Here is a 17267-nt window from a genome sequence, read left to right as displayed (position 1 = left end):
ATGCTGATCGAAAGACGGAAAATGGAAAGCCTCTCGGAGGCCATGGCCGACGAAGCGGAGAAGGGGCGTTCTCCCTGGGCTGATGCCCGGGTGCGGTTCTTCAAGAACAGGCAGGCCGTGATCGGCCTCTGTCTGCTGGTCTTTGTCATGGCCTTTGCAGCCTTCGGCCCGCTGATTGCCCGCTGGCCGATCGACGAGATCGATTTCATGGTGATGGGCGACATCGTGCGCGAGGGGGCGCCCTCATTCGCCAACGGTCACTTTTTCGGGACAGACGATCTCGGCCGCGATCTCTTCGCCCGGACGGTGCTCGGCACGCAGATATCGTTGGCCGTCGGTCTCATCGGCGCCTCTATCGCCGTCATCGTCGGAACGATCTATGGCGCGGCCTCGGGATTTCTCGGCGGGCGGGTCGACAATCTGATGATGCGCACCGTCGATATCCTGCTCGCCATTCCCTACATGTTCGTGCTCATCCTGCTGCTGGTCATGTTCGGGCGCTCGATCGTCCTGCTGTTCGTCGGTATCGGCCTTCTGTCCTGGCTCGACATGAGCCGGATTGTGCGCGGCCAGACCCTTTCGCTCAAGGGGCGGGAATATGTCGAGGCGGCGCGGGCGACGGGCGTGGCGTCCGGCACCATCATTCGCCGTCATATCGTGCCCAATCTTCTCGGCGTCGTCATCGTCTACGCGACGCTTCTGGTTCCCGGCATGATCCTGTCGGAAAGCTTTATTTCCTTCCTCGGTCTGGGCGTTCAAGAGCCGCTGACCAGCCTCGGCGCGCTGATCTCGGAAGGCGCTGCGACAATGAATTATGGTACGCTCTGGCAGCTCATTTTCCCGCTCTTCTTCTTCATCGTCACGCTGTTCTCGTTCTTCTTTCTGGGCGACGGCCTGCGCGATGCGCTAGACCCGAAGGATCGCTGACATGGCGCTTCTTGAAGTTACAGACCTGGATATCCGGTTCACGACCAATTCCGGTCCCGTCTTCGCCGTGCGCGGCGTCGACTTCACGCTTGATCGCGGCGAAACGCTCGCAATCGTCGGCGAGAGCGGGTCGGGCAAGAGCCAGACGGTTTTCGCGATGATGGGCCTGCTCGCCGCCAATGGTGAGGCTGCGGGCTCGGTGCGGTTTGATGGAACCGAGATCCTCAATGCTCCGCCGAAGGTCATCAACCCCATCCGCGCCAACCGCATGGCGATCATCTTTCAGGATCCGATGACCTCGCTGAACCCCTACATGCGGGTTTCAGAACAGATGGCGGAAGTTCTGCAGCTCCACAAGGGCATGTCGAAACGCTCCGCCATCGCCGAAAGCGTGCGCATGCTCGATGCCGTGCGCATTCCCGATGCGCAGTCGCGCATCAATCTTTTTCCGCATGAATTCTCCGGCGGCATGCGCCAGCGCGTGATGATCGCCATGGCGCTTCTCTGTCGCCCCGAAGTGCTGATCGCGGACGAGCCGACGACGGCGCTGGACGTGACCGTCCAGGCCCAGATCATGCGTCTGCTCTCCGAACTTCAGAGTGACTTCGGCATGGCGCTGATCCTGATTACCCATGATCTCGGCGTGGTCGCCGGTGCTGCTGAACGGGCGATGGTGATGTATGGCGGACAGGTCATGGAAAAGGGGCCGGTCGATGCGCTTTTCAAGAATGCGACCCATCCTTACACGCGTGGGCTTATCGGTTCCATTCCGCGCGTTGACCGCAATGAAGACACGCTTCGCTCAATTCCCGGAAATCCGCCGAACATGGCGCGCCTGCAGCAAGGCTGTCCGTTTGCGCCGCGCTGTGGATTTGCCGGCGAGGACTGTCTGGAACATCTCGATCCGCTGACCGAATTTCAGCCGGGGCGACTGCGCGCCTGCAACCGTCCCATTGCCGAGGTGACGGGCAGCGATGCTGAAACCAAAGGAGATGTGCCCAGAGGAGATGCGCAATGACCGATGATGTTCTCCTGAAAGCGGATGACATCCGCGTCACCTTCGATATCCACCGTTCGGGCGGCATGCCCTGGGAGAAACCTCTGTCCCTGCGCGCGGTCAATGGCGTCAGCTTCGAGCTGCGTCCCGGGGAAACCCTGGGCATTGTCGGAGAATCCGGTTGCGGCAAGTCGACATTGGCCCGCGCCATCATCCGCATGGTGCCGGCGAACGGATCGGCGCTCTGGAACGGCGAGACGAACCTGCTGGAGCTTTCGCCGCGCGCGATGCAGCGATATCGCAGCGATATCCAGATGATCTTTCAGGACCCGCTGGCAAGCCTCAATCCGCGCATGAAGGTCGGCGATATCATCGCGGAGCCGCTGATCACCCATCAGAAGGGAATGTCGAAGGAAGAAGTGCGCGAGCGGGTTCAGGAGATGATGAGCCGGGTCGGGCTTCTGCCCAACCAGATCAACCGGTACCCGCATGAATTCTCCGGCGGCCAGTGTCAGCGCATCGGCATTGCCCGCGCCCTGATTGTCCGGCCCAGGCTGATCATCTGCGATGAGCCCGTATCGGCGCTCGATGTTTCGATCCAGGCCCAGGTCATCAACCTGCTGATGGAGCTGCAGCGCGAACTCGGCCTTGCACTGATGTTCATCGCCCATGACCTGTCGGTGGTGAAGCATATCTCGACGCGCGTCATGGTGCTTTATCTCGGTCGTGTTATGGAAGTGGCGCCGAGTGACGAGCTTTATGCTTCGCCGCAGCATCCCTATACGCAGGCACTGCTTTCCGCCGTGCCGATTCCAGATCCGGAGATCGAGCGCAACAAGGAGGCGTTGCCTCTTGAAGGCGATTTGCCGAGCCCGCTCAATCCCCCGTCGGGCTGCGTTTTCCGCACCCGTTGTCCCCGGGCGACGGCGATATGCGCCGAGGAGGTGCCGGCGCTCCGATCCGACCCTGACAAGGGAGCCCAGCACGGCTTTGCGTGCCATCATCCGGGGCCGGCGAAAGAGACTGTGAGCGCGTAGTGCAGCCTTTTCGGCAAGCGCGCCGCCATGTCCGAAAAGGCTGATTGAAGAAAGAACCCGCCGGCAGAAGCCGGCGGGTTCCCAAGACAGGCGTGGATGGTTCTATGCAGCCATCTGGAACTGGTGGGGTTGTTCCGTCAGGTCGCCGAGCAATCGCAGCCAGCGGTCTGCGAATTTCTGCTCTGCCTCCTTCGCCCGCTTTCTCCGGGATACGGCGCCCCGTCGAAAGTCGTTGATGTCGAATTCATCGAATAAGCGGGTCCAGCCATCGGGCGTGTTGTCGCCGACGCCGGCCGCGCCGTTTTCGATGTGCCCGGCCAGTCCGTCCGCACCTGACGCGATCACCGGCCGGCCGGCCGCCATCGCCTCCAGGGCGACGAGGCCATAGGGCTCGAAACGCGACGGCATGGCGATGACATCGCACGATGCCATGGCCGCCGCTGGACTAGCCGCATAGCCGTGGAAGACGATGCGCGGATCATTGCCGGCAAGCTTTCTGAGCCGCCTTTCCTCGCTGCCCTGACCGTAGAAATGCACTTCGATATCCTGTCGCCTCGATTTGCGGAGACCTTCGATGAGGATGTCGAAACCCTTCTGCGCGTCGAAACGGCCCATCGCGCCGATCACGGTCTTGCGCCCGGAGATCCGGTCGGGCAGGGCGAAGAAGTCGTCAAGCGCAACGCAGGGCTCGATGACTGCCAGGCGGCTCCGGCTGACATATTTGCGGGCAAGCCACTGGCCCTGCTGGGCGCTGACGGCGATGACCTTGTCGAACAGCGCATAGGCCGCCGAAAGCAGGGTGTCGAACCGGTCGCGATTGTCGACGCGCGCCATGACGAAGCGCTCCGAATAGCTGTGCTCGACATGAATGAGCGGCGTTTCGGCATAACGGGCGCGCAGGGCCGTCATCAGCGGCATGTTCTTCCAGCATGCAGAAAGGTGGGAGATGATGTGGCTGGCGCCTTCCATGCGCGGCGGCGAAAGCTGGCCGCGCTTGACGCGCACGAGTTCGTGCTTTTCGCCTTCGCGCCCGAGCGCACGGGTGAGGTGATCGAGCATGCGGTTGACGCCGCCGAAACCGGCATCATCGACGAGGTGGTAGATGGTCATTGGTCGGGACTCCTTGAGGTCAGGCGTTGCTGGCGCCGAGAAGGCGGTTTTCGATCTGGCCGTAGATGCCGTCACCGGCCAGCGCGATGAAGACGGCTGCGGCAAGAGTGACGACGGATTTTACCGGCTCTTCGATGAAGGGACGGCGCGAAGCCTTGAGCGAGCGCAGCGCATAGCCGAGTGCCGCGCGGCCCTGGCGCATGGAAACGCAACGCCGGGCCAGGTAACGCAACTGATAGGCGGCAGCGCGGTCGCCGTGCCGTTCGATCAGATCGGGGGCGATGCGGGCAATCTTGTCGCGCATGGCAAGCCAGGTTGAAAACTGCTTTTCGACATTGGCCGAAAGCCCGCCGATATGAATGCGGTAGAGCGTCAGGTGACCGGGAATGCCTTCGATCTTCCAATCCTGGGTGACGATGAAACGCAGCCAGCCTTCGATATCGTCGGACTGGCGGAAGTTTTCGTCGAACCACCAGTCGCGTTCGGTTTCGCCTGCGGGGCGGTAGCCGAAATTCGCGAGCGCTTCCGCCCGGACGACGGCGGCCGAACCATTGCCGATCGGGTTGCGGCAGAGCACATCGGCGGCAGTGATATTCGTGAGCTTTGGCGACTGGTTGATGCCGACCGACTTGCCATCGCGATCGATCAGGCTGGAACCCGCGAAGCTGATGCCGACATCCGGGTTTTCCCGGAGGTGACGGATATGCAGTTCGAGCTTTTCGGGAAGCCACAGATCGTCTGCATCGCAAAAGCCGATATAGGCGCCCTTGGCCGCGGCGATACCGGTGTTGTGGGCGCCGGCCAGGCCACGATTGGCTTGCGAGATCAGTCGGATGCGCGGATCGGAATAGCTTTCGACAATGGCGACCGTGCTGTCGCTCGAGCCGTCATCGACCACGATGATCTCGAAATCGGCAAAGGTCTGGTCGACGAGCGCGTTGAGCGTTTCGCGAATGGTCGTTGCCGCGTTGTAGGCCGGAACGACGATGCTGGCGGCGGGAGACTGGTTTGTCATGGCAACTTCCTTCAGTGCAAGATCAGTGGTTTCGCAGGTGACGCCGGCAGACGTCGGGGCATATGGCTTCGAGGACTGCAGCGCACAGCGTAAGAACGCCGCGCCGCGGCTGTTTGAAAAAGGCGCGCGGGCTACGCTGCAACGCCTGCACGGCAAGCTTCAGCGCCGTGCCGCGGGTGCTTTCGAGACGCAGCGCCCGGCGGGCGAGGTAGCGCAGATGCGTCGCTTCGGCCGCGTTGATTTCACCCTTGGACAGCGCCACGTTTAGGCGTCGGGCGGTCATCATCGCGGTCTCCCAGGAGAAGCGCATGGCCGAAAGGTCGGACGAAAGGCCGTTCCGGTTGGTCCGGTAGCAGGTCAGGACCGCTTCGATGCCTTCGATTCGGGCACCTTCGGCTGCCATCCGCACCAGCCATTCGACATCTTCTCCGTGCACGATCGATGTGTTGAAGCCGCCCGAGGCCACGAAGGCTTCCCGGGCTACGACGATATTCGACATCGTGCAGGTCTCGTTTTCCGCAATCAGATCCGCGACCTTCAGGGGCTTGTCGGAGACCGTGGAGTGGGTCTCGATGTCACCAACCTTGCCCGAGAAAAAGGCGACGCGACCATAAGCGACGGTCGGAGCATCTGCCTCGGAGAACCGCTGATCGAGAATGTTCAGCCGATCGGCCGGCCAGATGTCATCGGCGTCGAGAAAGGCGATGAGCTCGCCTTCGGCATAGTTGAAGACGCCGCGATTGCGGGCAATGCTCGGGCCTTCATTGGCCTGCCGCACGATCCGGATGCGGCGGCTGCGCTCGGCGAACCATTCGACCATGGCGACGGTTTCGTCATGGGAGCCATCATCGATGATGATGATCTCGAAATCGAAGAAGGTCTGGTCAAGGACCGAGTTCAGTGTTTCCGCAATGGTGGAAGCGGCATTGTAGCAAGGAATGATGACCGAAAATCTGGGCATGGTCAGGCTCCCTGAAAAAGAGGTTTGCAACGGAGTAGGCTTCGGGCGCCGAAGGCCTGCAGAAGAACGGGCAGAGAAATCGCGCTCTGGACGATTGTTGCGGCTCCAAGCGTTGCCCAGGCAAGGGCCGTCAGGCCGTGGGGCGCCGCGACAACAGCCGTCGCCGTGATGATTGCGCCCGCAATCAGCGAGAGAACCAGTTCACGATCGGCGCGTCCGCCGGAGCGCAGCCACTGGGCGGTGACTGACCACAGCATGTTCGGGATCGCCGTCAGGCAGAGAATTGCGACGAGCGGCGCGACGGATGCCCATTTTTCGCCGAAGACGATCGAAACATAGGTCGAGGCTGCCATGCTCTGGGCGACCGCGACCGCGGTGATTGCCGTCATGGCGAGCGTCAGACCGCGCTTGAGCGCCAGAACCCGGTCGCCGCTGGTCGAAAGATACGGAAACAGGACCGTCGACAATGCGGTTGCCAGCGAGGTGGAAATGCCGACCCCGGCATTGAAGGCGAAGAAGTAGATGCCAAGCGCCTCGGTCCCGAGAAAGGCGGCAACAATCAGCTTGTCGGCCTGCGCGCGCAGCGCCTTGACGAATTCGATGCCGAGCACGGATGCGCCGAAGCGGGCGAAGGCGGAAAGCGGGGCCGGGGCAACGTCCGGCGCAGGCTTCCAGGATACCAGCCGACGCATGCCGATCAGCCAGACCGGCGCTGAGATCAGCTTCGGCACGACCACGGAAAACGGGCTCGGAAAGAGCGCCACGAGCACGCAGGTCAGCAGATTGGCGCTGACATTCTGCGCGCCGGAAACAGCGGCCGTGCTGGCCAGCATGCCCTTTCGCATGGCGAGCGCGCACTGCACCAGACCGCCGGGCATGAACAGGTATTCTAGGCCGAGAAGCGCCATCAGCGCAAAAGTCATGATGCTGCCGCCGGCAAGCCAGACACCGGCGCCGACCGCGATTTGCAGAAGCGTCAGGCCCGTGCACCAGACCCAGAAGATCCGGTGGGCGCGCTTGGTGACAGCGTCGAGTTCGTTGTCGTTTGCGATGATGATGCGCTGGCCGACGCCATTCTCCGCGAGCGACTTCAGGATGTCCGAGCCCGCCATGGCCGCCGCCGCGATGCCGATTTCCAGGGGGGAGAGGAAGCGGGCCATCGCGACGACGACCGCGAGTCGGGAGGCCTTCGCGGCAGCCTCCGACGCGAGATAGGCCGAAGCGCCGCGGATGAGCGGCGAAGAGGCAGCGTCAGCAATTTTCTGTCTGAGCATGAACATCTTGATTTCCGGCCTTGTGTTGCAAGCGGTGGACGTCGGGTTTCGTTGTGTTAGGTTTATAGATGAGAGGAGGCTGGTCTTTGGGGTTCCCGAAGGTCATCGGAACGCCCATTCGGTTCTGTCTTCTATCCTTTGGTATAGGCGACAGGCTGCCAGGCCGTGTGATTAGTGGGCGTGACAGCGGCCAGGTGACAGAGCCGCGGTGCAGTATGGGTCAAAAGCGTTTGAAAAACCGTCTGAAATCGGCCTCTGGCCGGGTCGCGCTCGTCTCGCTCCTCGCCCTTGCGCAGGGTTGTGCGTCGCTGGAGCCGATCGGAAACAGAGAAAACGTCAAAGAAGGCGAGAGCTATCAGGCTCAATATCGCGCCACGTCCGATGACGAGGCCGAGCGCCGCAACAGATCCTCCGTGCTGATGAACGCCCAGCGCTGTGCGCCCGACCAGAAGCTCGGCCCGCCCGGCAGTCGCATGGTGCCGGCCGATATCGATATCCTGTCGCCGGGCGATCTGATCGAGGTCTCGATCTCCGACGATGACGAGATTTCCGGAAAGTACGAGGTATCGCAGGACGGCATGCTGCGTTTGATGTATGTGCCGCCGGTGAGCGCCAAGGGCCGCTCGGTCGATTCCATCGAAGAAAGCGTGCGCAGGGCGCTGATCGATGAAGGACTCTATAACACGGTGCCTTTGGTCTCCATTCGTGTGATGGACTTCGCGCCGGCGCGGGTGTTTGTCGCGGGCGCGGTTTTCGAGCCGGGGTCGGTCACCATCGGCTCGGTCGGGGCGACATCGCTCGACCGGCTGCGGCAGGAGACCCTTGGCGGGCGTACCAGCGAGCGGCGCCTGGCGCGGGCTTTGCAGTCTGCCGGCGGCGTGCGTCCGGATGCCGATCTTTCGCGCGTCACGGTCTGGCGCGGCGGACACAAGAAGACCTATGACATGCGGCCGGTGGTCACCGGGCATGCCTATCCCGATCCGGTTCTTCTGGAAGGCGACCAGATCGAGATCCCGAGCCGGCACTGTTTTCAGGAAGAGCTGATGGCGCCGTCCGCCGTCGCGCCGCCCGGCGTCAAGGTGTTCATGTCGAACCTGGCGGTGCCGGCCTCATCCAATGCGCAGGCCGCCATTTCGAAGGATACGGTTGAGCTTCGTTACGGTACGCGCTTCCTGCAGGCCGTTTTCAGCCTTAACTGTGTGGGCGGTGCGCGGCTGACCAATTCCAACCGCTCGGCGGTGTTGTTCACGCGCAATCCCATTACCGGACAGTCGATCGTGATCGAGCGCAATCTGGAAGAGCTTCTCAGGCGCGGCGACCGGGACGATTTCGATCCCTATCTGATGCCGGGCGATGCGCTGGCCTGCTATGATTCCTCGGTGATCAACATCACCGATCTCGCCACCAAGCTCGGTATCATCGGCGCGCTCGGGGTGATCATCTGATCCCTTGCAGTCAGGCTGTGAGGTCCGAAAGCGCTTGAAGCGTCTTCTGCGCGGTTTGGCTTGCGGTGTCGCACAGGGGAGAAAGTTGCTCGCGCGCGCCGTGTTTTGCCGCCGATTCGACATCAAGCAGTGCAACACGCAGGGCGATGGCACCGAAAACGGCAGCAGAGCCGGCCATTTTGTGGGCGCAGGCTGCAAGCTCATCAAGATCGACGGGTTGATCGGCCGCGCCGCAGAACCGCGCCCTCGATTCGGCCAGTTCGGTCTTGAACCGTCCAAGTTGGCGTTCGAAAAGCTCCGGCGGCAGCGCCTCCGTCAGGTCGGCCAATGTCTCGTGGTCGATGAGGCCGGGATCGTCTTCGGCCGCGTCTGTGTCGGATGAACTGTCATTCGAAACTGATCTTTCGAGCAACAGCCCGCCTATGACTTCGCGCACCTTTGCGCTTCTGAGCGGCTTGACGATACAATCCACCATGCCGGCTTCTTCGAGCCTGCGTCGCTCGTCGGGCAGCGCATGTGCCGTCAGGCCGATAATCGGTGTGTCGCGGGAAAGCCCCTCGCTCTCGCGGATTGCCCGTGTCGCGCCAATCCCGTCGAGACGCGGCATGCTGACATCCATGAAGATCACATCGAAGCGCTCGCCCGCTGCCTTCTCCACGCCTTCAATGCCGTCATGGGCCTCGGTAATCCGGCAGCCGTGTTTCTTCAGCATCTCGCGGGCGACGAAGCGGTTTGTCTCATTGTCCTCCACGAGCAGGACGGAAAGGTTCGCCTGTGCGACGACCGGAGTGACCGCTTCGGAGCGCTCGGCTTCAGCCGGCTTGTGCTCCGATACCTCCAGCGGCGGCAGGCGAAGATAGAAGCGGCTGCCCTTGCCGGGTTCGCTTTCAACCCCGATCTCGCCGCCCATCAGATCGACGAGACGGCGCGAAATCCCGAGCCCCAGGCCGGAGCCGGGGGCGGTGCGTTTATAGGACGGGTCGAGCATGACGAAATCATCGAAGATCCGCCTGGCGTCTTCCTGACTGATTCCGATGCCGGTATCGCTGACGGTAAACTCGATCCACCCGTCTTCGCCATGGGGCGCTGCCTTGAGGACGATGGTTCCGTTTTCGGTGAATTTCACGGCATTGCCGACGAGGTTGATCAGCACCTGGCGCAGGCCGTGACGATCCTGGTCGCAGAACGTTGCGCCCGCAGCGGTTTCCGTTTCGATCGTGTTGCCGCGCCTTCGCGCCGCCGGATCGTTCATCTTCTTCAGCTCGGTCAGAAGCGGCGCAATCTCGAAACGGACGGGGTTGAGCCGCGTTACGCCCGCTTCGATGCGGGTGACATTGAGAACGTCGTCGATATGGTTCTGCAGGATTTCGCCCGAGGAAATGGCGGTCTCGACATAGTCGCGCTGCTTGCGGGTCAGCCGGGTCTCGCTCAGCATGTCGAGCAAGCCCATGACGCCGTTAAGCGGCGTGCGCATTTCGTGGCTCATCACGGCGAGAAAGTCGGATTTCGCCTTGGCCGTCGCCACCGCGTCATCGCGGGCCTGCGTCAGATTTTGCTGGGCGCGTTTTCGTTCGGAAATATCGCGCATATAGGTGACGATGATACGGCCTTCGCCGCGCCGGGTGAGGCCGACGGAGACCTCCGCCGGAAAAACCTCGCCACTGGCGCGCATGGCGTTGATCTCCAGCCGCCCGGAAAGATTGCTTTCATTGCCATGGAACTGCTCGATGAACTGGACGCGCCTCTCGCGGTGAAGCTGCAGATCCTCCTTCGGAATGATGAGCTTTTCCGCGTTGACGCCGATGGCATGCTCGCGCTTGTAGCCGAACAATTGCTCGGCCGCGGGATTGAAATCGAGGATGCGGCCGTTTTCGTCGGAAACGATGATAGCCTCCAGGGAGGCGTTGATCGCACTTTTGTATAGCAGGTTCTGTGTCTGCAGGTCCTCGGTTCGAAGCCGCGCGATGCGGAACTGCCAGACGGCGAGAAACAGCGCAAGAAACATGGCGGCCATGACGCCCGCGGTCACGAGGCCGGTGCGCAGAAGCAGGCTCGAGAATGCCTGCCTGTCCTGATCGGACTGCTCGGCCAGGAGGCGAACGCCCGCAAGCGTGATTTCCCGGACATCCTGGCGCATTGAGCCGAGCGTCTTTTCGAACGCGGGTAGGGCGTCGCCAAGCGCGCTGTCGGGGCCGTCGATCAGAGGTATAGCCCGGTTGAGCGTATCCATGATCCGGTTGAGGATCTGCCGGGTCTCCGCTTCCTGGGTGACGTTGCTGAAGACCGAACCGCTCCGCAGCGTGTCGATACGGCTATAGAAGATGTCGAAACGCTGGCGCACCTCGTCCAGCATTTCGGGCGTTTCGTTGTGAATGGCGTCGTCGACGGCGGTCTCGAGCACCAGCAGTTCGACCTGGGTCTGCGCCATCGACCACTGGACGTTGTCTGTCGAAGCGGATCTGAGCCGGGACAGCTCCTGTATGAGCTGTGCGGCGAGAAGACTCAGTACGAGCATCACCGCCAGCAGGAAAAGGCCGGCAGCGACATAGACGGCCTTCCAGTCACGTGGCTTTCGGGCGTCGGTGCCTATGCCGGCCTGTCGTTGCATCCCGTCATTCTTCCACTTCGATCGACTTCAACTGCCATATGCTACGCGAATAGACCACTTCTGTCTTGTAGGCGGGCTTGTCATCGAACGGATAGATCACCCAGATCGGGCCCTTGTCGCGCACGGACAGCGGCTTGCCGTCAACCCGCGTTGCGAGAATGGGTCCGCCGGGCACTGCATCGCGTGCAGGGAGTTCGATCGCATAGTCGTTGAGCGCCGTCATCAGCAATTGGCTGCCGTCGGCGTCGACGGCATCGAGCAGTACAGCCAGTTCGACGCCCGAATACCGAGCAACGCCTTCGGTCCAGATCGTCGCCGTCTCAAAGCTGGTTTGAGGCATGGCGTCCAGCATGGCAAGGTCGAAGGAGGCGGTAGCGTCAGCGCTGTTGGCAACGCCGATCTTGCCGGAGACCGTCAATATGACGTTGCCTTCTGGCACTGGCAAACCCTCGGCGGAGACGGATGCCGCAAACAGGAACGAGATTGCTGCGGAAAGAAGAAGTAATTGTCGGTTCATGGTCATCTACCTTCTCGAAAGGCGTGCGGATTGACAGGATATTATCCGATATGCCCTGCCCGAAATGAGCAAACATGGGTTGCCGGACTATACGAAAGGATAGGTCGGCGGTGTTTTCGCCTGTGCCGATCCTCAATCAATGCGTCTCAATAGGCTCCGCGCCCGGAGAAGACCGCCCGCGCCGTGAGCGCGATGATGGTTAGATCCAGCACGATGCTGCGCGAGCGAATATAGGCGTTGTCCATTTCCAGCATGCGGTCGAAGCCGATCTCCGCGCGACCGGAAACCTGCCAGAGGCCGGTGATTCCGGGTTTCGCGCCCAGCCGTGACATGGCCTCCGGCGCATAGGCAGCGACTTCCTGCGGCAGCGCCGGACGCGGTCCGACGATCGACATGTCGCCTTTCAGCACATTGATGATCTGTGGCAGTTCGTCGATCGAGAGCCTGCGCATGATCCGACCGACCGGCGTAATGCGAGGGTCCGTGCGCGACTTGAAGCAGATGCCCTCGCGGTCGCTGGTCTCAAGCAGAGCCGCACGCCGCGCTTCCGCATCGCGGTACATGGAGCGGAACTTCAGCATGGTGAAGGGTTTGCCGTTCTCGCCGATGCGGGTCTGGCGGAAGAACACGGGACCGCGCGATGTCGCTGCAACCGCGAGCGCTGTGCTCGCCATCAGCGGAGAGAGCATAAGGAGCGCCGAAGAGGCAACCGCGATATCGAGCAGACGCTTGCCGCGCACCGGCGTTGCCGCCGGCGCGCCGGCACGCACGGCACGGGCCTCGCGCCAGGCATTGAAGACGAAACGGAAATTGCCGACAAGGTAGCGCTTGGCCATCCGGCGTGGCTCCATCATCAGGCGCCAGACCCATTCGCATCCGGCCTTGCGGAAGATGACGGGGGCACGGGTGACGCGACCGGAAAAGAAATCGAATTGCGCGCCGACGCCCATGACAAGGCCGGCATTCAGCTTGTGGCGGTTACGGGCGATCCAGACATCCTGAAGCGGCACGCCGAGCGCGACGAGCACGATATCGGCGCCGGATCGGTTGATCGCGTCAATGATGTCGGCCTCGTCGTCCTTGGCGAAAAAGCCGTGGCGGGTGCCGGCGATCTTCAGGCCGGGCGCGAGTTCGCAGGCGCGGTTGGCCGCAGCGTCCGCCACGCCATCCTGGCTGCCGAAGAAAAAGATCGAGCGGCCAAGCCGTGCTGCTTCTTGGCAGAGGGGTACAAAGAGATCGGTGCCATTGAGATTGGCCTCGAAACTCTTTTTCTGCAGCCTGGCGGCAAGTTTCATGCCGGAGCCGTCGGGCAGGAGGTAATCCGCCTTGCTCACGGCCCAGCGATAGGACGCATCATCCTTGTGGGTGTTCATGCAATGGGCGTTCAGGAATGCGGCGGTGCGCTTTTCCTGAGGCGCTTCGAGCAGGCCGGTGACGGCCGCGTGCTGCGAAGCGCTGACAATCGGAAGTCCGAAAAGGGAAACTGTTTTGAAAGCGGCCATCTGCCTCTCCATCATGCGTGTTGCTGTTGGGAGGAAGATGTCGAATGGGCTTGCCGCGCGCCTTATCGAGGAAGGCGAGGGCGGGCTTCTGGAAGAATAGGCATCTGCACCGCCGAAACGTCATGCTCCGCTTTCGGATAGCGCGCCTATCCGAAGGGCAGGACCCGGCGCTTCTGCCTGTCCCTCAGGTTACAATCACGCCTGGCGATGGTGGCGAGGCACCGCTTTTTGAGTTATTGGTGAAATTTGCGGCGATGATCATGAGAAGAGGAAGCTCATGAAGATACTGATTGCGGACGATCACGAACTGGTGCGCGACACCATATGCGCCTTCCTGTCGAACGAACCGGGACTGCGCATCTCCGCGGCCGCGGACTTTGAAGGCGCCGCCGACCTTATGAACAGGGAAGGCCCTTTCGACCTGGTTCTGCTCGATTACTCCATGCCGGGTATGAACGGCCTCGACGGGCTGGCAAAGGCAAAGGACCTCAATTTCGGCAGTCCGGTCGCGATCCTCTCCGGCACGGCCTCGCGTGATGTGGCGGAGGAGGCGCTCGCTTCCGGGGCCGCCGGTTTTCTGCCGAAGAGCCTCCCGGCGAAATCGCTGATCCACGCCGTGCGGTTCATGGCGGCGGGAGAGCAGTATGCGCCGGTCCAATTCATGACCGAGAAGGAAGAAAAGACCACGCATCCGCTCGAGGAAAAGCTCACCAGGCGCGAGATGGAAGTGCTGAAGGGGTTGGTTGAAGGTCATTCCAACAAGGAGATCGCGCGGACGCTCGACCTGCAGGAGGTTACCGTCAAGCTTCACGTCAAGACACTGTGCCGCAAGCTCGACGCGCGCAACCGCACCATGGCGGCGATGATTGCCAAGAATGCCGGTTTGTTCTGAGAACTATCCGAAAGGCTAGCGGTTGTCGCGAAAGGGCGCGCCGCTGTGCCATCGTGTCGGATCGAAAGGACAGCCAGTCTTTATAAAAAACGCGAACTCGAACCGGGGGACCGTTTGATGAAGACCAGCGAATTCGAAAGCAATGCGTACAAGTCGGGCCGCGTATCGCGCCTGTTGAAGCCGGTTTTCTGGCTGGGACGGGGCGCGAAGGCGGCCTTGCGCACCCTTTTCTACCTTCCGCGTTTTCTTCACTTGAGCCGTGGCGGCCGGGTCAGCCTGTGGCGCGTTGCCAGCGGCGGCAAGCCGGACGATTCCGGCCGTCTGCCGCGCTACATCCTGCTCGGCGCAATCATGCTTGCCGCTATCTGGGCGCCGGTGATCTCCTACGTCCGTTATGCGCCGCTGACCTTTTCCTCGGATATGGCGCTGATCCTGCCGGGCGCCGGCGCTTCGACCTCGATCAACCTCTCCGACATCGGCCAGGCGTCGTCGTCGGCGAATTCGGCCTATTCCAGCTCGACGCTCAGCCCGACCGTAACCTATCAGAGCCTGCTGTCTTCTCCGCAGGTGCTTGAGCGCGCCGCGGAGGCGCTTGGCCAGGAATCCTCCGCTTTCGGCAAGCCGCGCATCAAGCTCCTCGACCAGACGAGCTTCATCCAGATTGCCCTCAAGGGCCCGTCGCCGGAAGAAGCGCGCGATCGCAACAAGGCGCTGCTGGACGCCTTTCTGGTTGAACTCGATACGCTGCGCAACGACGAAATCCTCCGCCGCGAAAGCTCGGTGGTCAACGCGATCGACGCCTATCAGGCCAAGGTCGACGATGCCCGCAAGGCGATCGCCGACCTGCAGCATGACAGCGGTTTGAAGTCCAACGAACAATATGACGCGATCATCGCCGACAATGAGGACCTGCAACTCGAGATCGCATCAAGTGAGGCAAGACTGGACGAACTGCATGAGCGGATCGGGAGCCTCAGCCGGACGCTGGAAACAACGCCCGAGATTGCGGCCATCATCCTCAAGCTGCGCGCCGACCCGCAATATGTGACGCTTGCCGACAATCTGGCGCGCGACAATGCCGAGCTTGCCAGGCTTGCGGTCAATTTCGGTCCGAAACATCCCAAGATCGTCGGCGCAAACAACCGCGTCAGCGGACTGCGTGACCGGCTTTCGAGCCGTGGGGTCATCCTGGCCGGATTCGATACGCTGGAACTGGCAGGCGAGGTGGATGCGCTTGCCGATGGTCAGCGGGCGGGACTGTTGTCCAGTCTGGTGACCCTTGACGCCGAGGCCCGCGGCCTTTCGGCCGAAATCGCTGCGAAACAGGCTACGCTTGCGCGCGGTGAAGCACGGGTTCGCAACCTTTCGGATGCAGCCGCCAGACTTGATGCGCTCAAGCGCGAATACAAAGTGGCCGAAGCTGTCTTTGCCTCCGCGCTTGCCCGCATCAATACCGCAAAGTCGGATATCTTTGCGTCCTATCCGATGGTTCAGGTCGTCAGCGCTCCGTCTATCGATTACGCGCCGACCTCGCCGAACATCAAGATCGCCATTGCTGGCGGCATTGCCGGAAGCGCATTCGCGCTCTTCAGCCTGCTTCTCGCCTGGATCCGTCAGCCGATCCTCGGCCGGGCCGTTCGTCTCTTTACCGAAGGCAGTTAAGATGAACCAGTCGTTCAGGCCCCGTAACATCCCGGAGACCATTGTCTACAAGACTCTGGTCTTCACCTGGCTCTTCTATGCCTTCGGCGCGCTCTACGTGGTCGGGCCGGTTCTGGGCTGGTCGTTGTTCGCGCTTGCCGTGATCGCGCTCTATTTCGGGCCGGCGCTCAGGCCGTCGCTGAGACCGGCGGGGCCGGTGCCCTTCGTCGTCTGGCTGTGGGTCGCGGGCATGCTGGTCATGCTGGTGGCGCTCTGGGGAGGGCATTTGCAGTGGGGTCTCGGCCTCAAGCAGACCATCAAATCGAGCATCGGCTGGGCCAAGGGCTGGGCGCTGCTGGCGCTTTTTCCGCTGGCCGGTGCTGTTCTTCAGGTCCGTCGCGAGGTGATCGTGCGTGGTCAGTGCGTTGTCGGACTGTGGACGCTGATCCTGTTGCCGGTGATGTTTGCCGCTCCCTATATCGGCCTGCCGGAGCGGATTTTCGTCTCACCGCTGAAAGCGGTCGGCGGTCCGGGTCCTGAATATTTCTCGGTCTATTTCTACACGCTCGATCCATCGAGCTGGACGCCGCGCTGGCAGTTCTACGCGCCCTGGTCGCCCTTTGCCGGCCTGCTTGGCATTGTCATGGTCGCCTTCGCGCTCGAAGAAAAGCAGCCTTTCTGGAAGACCTGCGGTATCGTCGCCGGCCTTGCCATGATCGTGCTGACCAAATCGCGCATGAGCCTCGTCGGAGTCGTGGTCTGCACCGTCGGGCCGCGCATGCTGCCGTTGGTCGCCAAGGTCTATGCATGGCGGATGGCGGCAGCCTTCGCGACGCTGATGGCGATTTTCGGCGGCGCTGCATTCACTATGATCCAGGGTGGCATCTATGCTTTCAAGAACGCTCGCGCCGACAGCACGCGCGTGCGCGAGGCCCTGCAGCGCATCGCCTATGAACGCTGGTCGGAAGCCTACTGGTTCGGGCATGGCACCGTGCAGCCCGGGCCGCATATCGTGGAATACATGCCTATAGGTACCCATCACACCTGGTATGGCCTGCTGTTCGTGAAAGGCCTGACAGGCTTTCTGGCCATGCTGGTCCCGCTTCTCGCACAGACCTTCATCGTGCTGGTCGATTGCGTGCGCCATCCGCGCGGCCGCCTGCCGCTCTCGATCGTCTTCGTTATGATCGTCCTGACGTTTGGTGAGAATATCGAGATCGAGGCCTATCTTCTGTGGCCTGCATTGATGATGCTCGGCATCCACGCACGCGAGATGCGGCAGGCATCTGCATGAGTTCGCGCTCCGAAGAACCGTTGATCGGCCCCGGCACAGCGACGATG

At 61.9% G+C, this 17267-nt stretch carries 14 protein-coding genes; 7 read left to right on the top strand and 7 right to left on the bottom strand.

Annotated features, from left to right (window positions below; translation table 11 throughout):
• Genes GGR30_RS02715 through GGR30_RS02705 form a run of 3 tightly spaced genes read left to right on the top strand, consistent with a single transcriptional unit; the run spans position 1 to position 2961 of the window.
• The gene (locus GGR30_RS02715; RefSeq protein WP_183482219.1) at positions 1-927 is read left to right on the top strand and encodes an ABC transporter permease subunit; all 927 of its coding nucleotides are present in this window, start codon (positions 1-3) and stop codon (positions 925-927) included.
• Position 928: 1 nt separating this feature from the next.
• Positions 929-1945 (top strand): oligopeptide/dipeptide ABC transporter ATP-binding protein, encoded by a 1017-nt coding sequence (locus GGR30_RS02710; RefSeq protein WP_183482216.1) that lies wholly within the window; start codon positions 929-931, stop codon positions 1943-1945.
• Complete coding sequence (locus GGR30_RS02705) at positions 1942-2961, top strand: oligopeptide/dipeptide ABC transporter ATP-binding protein (RefSeq protein WP_183482213.1); 1020 nt, start codon at positions 1942-1944, stop codon at positions 2959-2961. The genes GGR30_RS02710 and GGR30_RS02705 overlap by 4 nt, the downstream gene beginning before the upstream one ends.
• Positions 2962-3063: 102 nt before the next feature.
• Here the strand turns inward: GGR30_RS02705 and GGR30_RS02700 are convergent, their stop codons facing one another.
• From GGR30_RS02700 to GGR30_RS02685, 4 genes are read right to left on the bottom strand one after another with little or no spacing between them, the layout of a single operon-like run.
• Positions 3064-4071 carry a glycosyltransferase family 4 protein gene (locus GGR30_RS02700; RefSeq protein WP_183482210.1) on the bottom strand — a complete coding sequence of 336 codons (1008 nt, stop codon included), beginning with the start codon at positions 4069-4071 and terminating at the stop codon, positions 3064-3066.
• A gap of 19 nt (positions 4072-4090) precedes the next feature.
• On the bottom strand, positions 4091-5086 hold the full coding sequence (locus tag GGR30_RS02695) for a glycosyltransferase family 2 protein (protein ID WP_183482207.1): 996 nt from the start codon (positions 5084-5086) through the stop codon (positions 4091-4093).
• A 22-nt stretch (positions 5087-5108) separates the two neighbouring features.
• Positions 5109-6047, bottom strand: coding sequence for a glycosyltransferase family 2 protein (locus GGR30_RS02690; RefSeq protein WP_183482204.1), 939 nt, complete (start codon positions 6045-6047; stop codon positions 5109-5111).
• 2 nt (positions 6048-6049) lie between these two features.
• Positions 6050-7321 carry an oligosaccharide flippase family protein gene (locus GGR30_RS02685; RefSeq protein WP_183482201.1) on the bottom strand — a complete coding sequence of 424 codons (1272 nt, stop codon included), beginning with the start codon at positions 7319-7321 and terminating at the stop codon, positions 6050-6052.
• 230 nt (positions 7322-7551) lie between these two features.
• Between GGR30_RS02685 and GGR30_RS02680 the strand changes: the two genes are divergently transcribed.
• Positions 7552-8766 (top strand): polysaccharide biosynthesis/export family protein, encoded by a 1215-nt coding sequence (locus GGR30_RS02680; protein WP_210287907.1) that lies wholly within the window; start codon positions 7552-7554, stop codon positions 8764-8766.
• 10 nt (positions 8767-8776) lie between these two features.
• On the opposite strand, the gene GGR30_RS02675 is transcribed toward GGR30_RS02680, so the two are convergent.
• The 3 genes from GGR30_RS02675 to GGR30_RS02665 form a co-directional block, all read right to left on the bottom strand.
• Entirely contained in the window at positions 8777-11374 is a 2598-nt protein-coding gene (locus GGR30_RS02675) for an ATP-binding protein (RefSeq protein ID WP_183482195.1), read from the bottom strand.
• Positions 11375-11378: 4 nt separating this feature from the next.
• On the bottom strand, positions 11379-11891 hold the full coding sequence (locus GGR30_RS02670; protein WP_183482192.1) for a putative pterin-binding protein: 513 nt from the start codon (positions 11889-11891) through the stop codon (positions 11379-11381).
• Positions 11892-12037: 146 nt separating this feature from the next.
• Positions 12038-13393 carry a WecB/TagA/CpsF family glycosyltransferase gene (locus tag GGR30_RS02665; RefSeq protein ID WP_210287905.1) on the bottom strand — a complete coding sequence of 452 codons (1356 nt, stop codon included), beginning with the start codon at positions 13391-13393 and terminating at the stop codon, positions 12038-12040.
• A gap of 277 nt (positions 13394-13670) precedes the next feature.
• Between GGR30_RS02665 and GGR30_RS02660 the strand changes: the two genes are divergently transcribed.
• From GGR30_RS02660 to GGR30_RS02650, 3 genes are all read left to right on the top strand, one after another.
• Positions 13671-14285, top strand: coding sequence for a response regulator (locus GGR30_RS02660; RefSeq protein WP_183482187.1), 615 nt, complete (start codon positions 13671-13673; stop codon positions 14283-14285).
• A gap of 117 nt (positions 14286-14402) precedes the next feature.
• Positions 14403-15947, top strand: a complete 1545-nt coding sequence (locus GGR30_RS02655; protein ID WP_183482185.1) for a GumC family protein — start codon at positions 14403-14405, stop codon at positions 15945-15947.
• Position 15948: 1 nt separating this feature from the next.
• Entirely contained in the window at positions 15949-17220 is a 1272-nt protein-coding gene (locus GGR30_RS02650; protein ID WP_183482183.1) for an O-antigen ligase domain-containing protein, read from the top strand.
• Positions 17221-17267 lie beyond the last annotated feature (47 nt).

Origin of the sequence: Martelella radicis (assembly GCF_014196625.1) — a bacterium.
GTDB classification, from domain to species: Bacteria; Pseudomonadota; Alphaproteobacteria; order Rhizobiales; family Rhizobiaceae; genus Martelella; species Martelella radicis.
The sequence above is the reverse complement of the archived record's forward strand: the minus strand, read 5'-3'. Positions and strand labels throughout refer to the sequence as shown.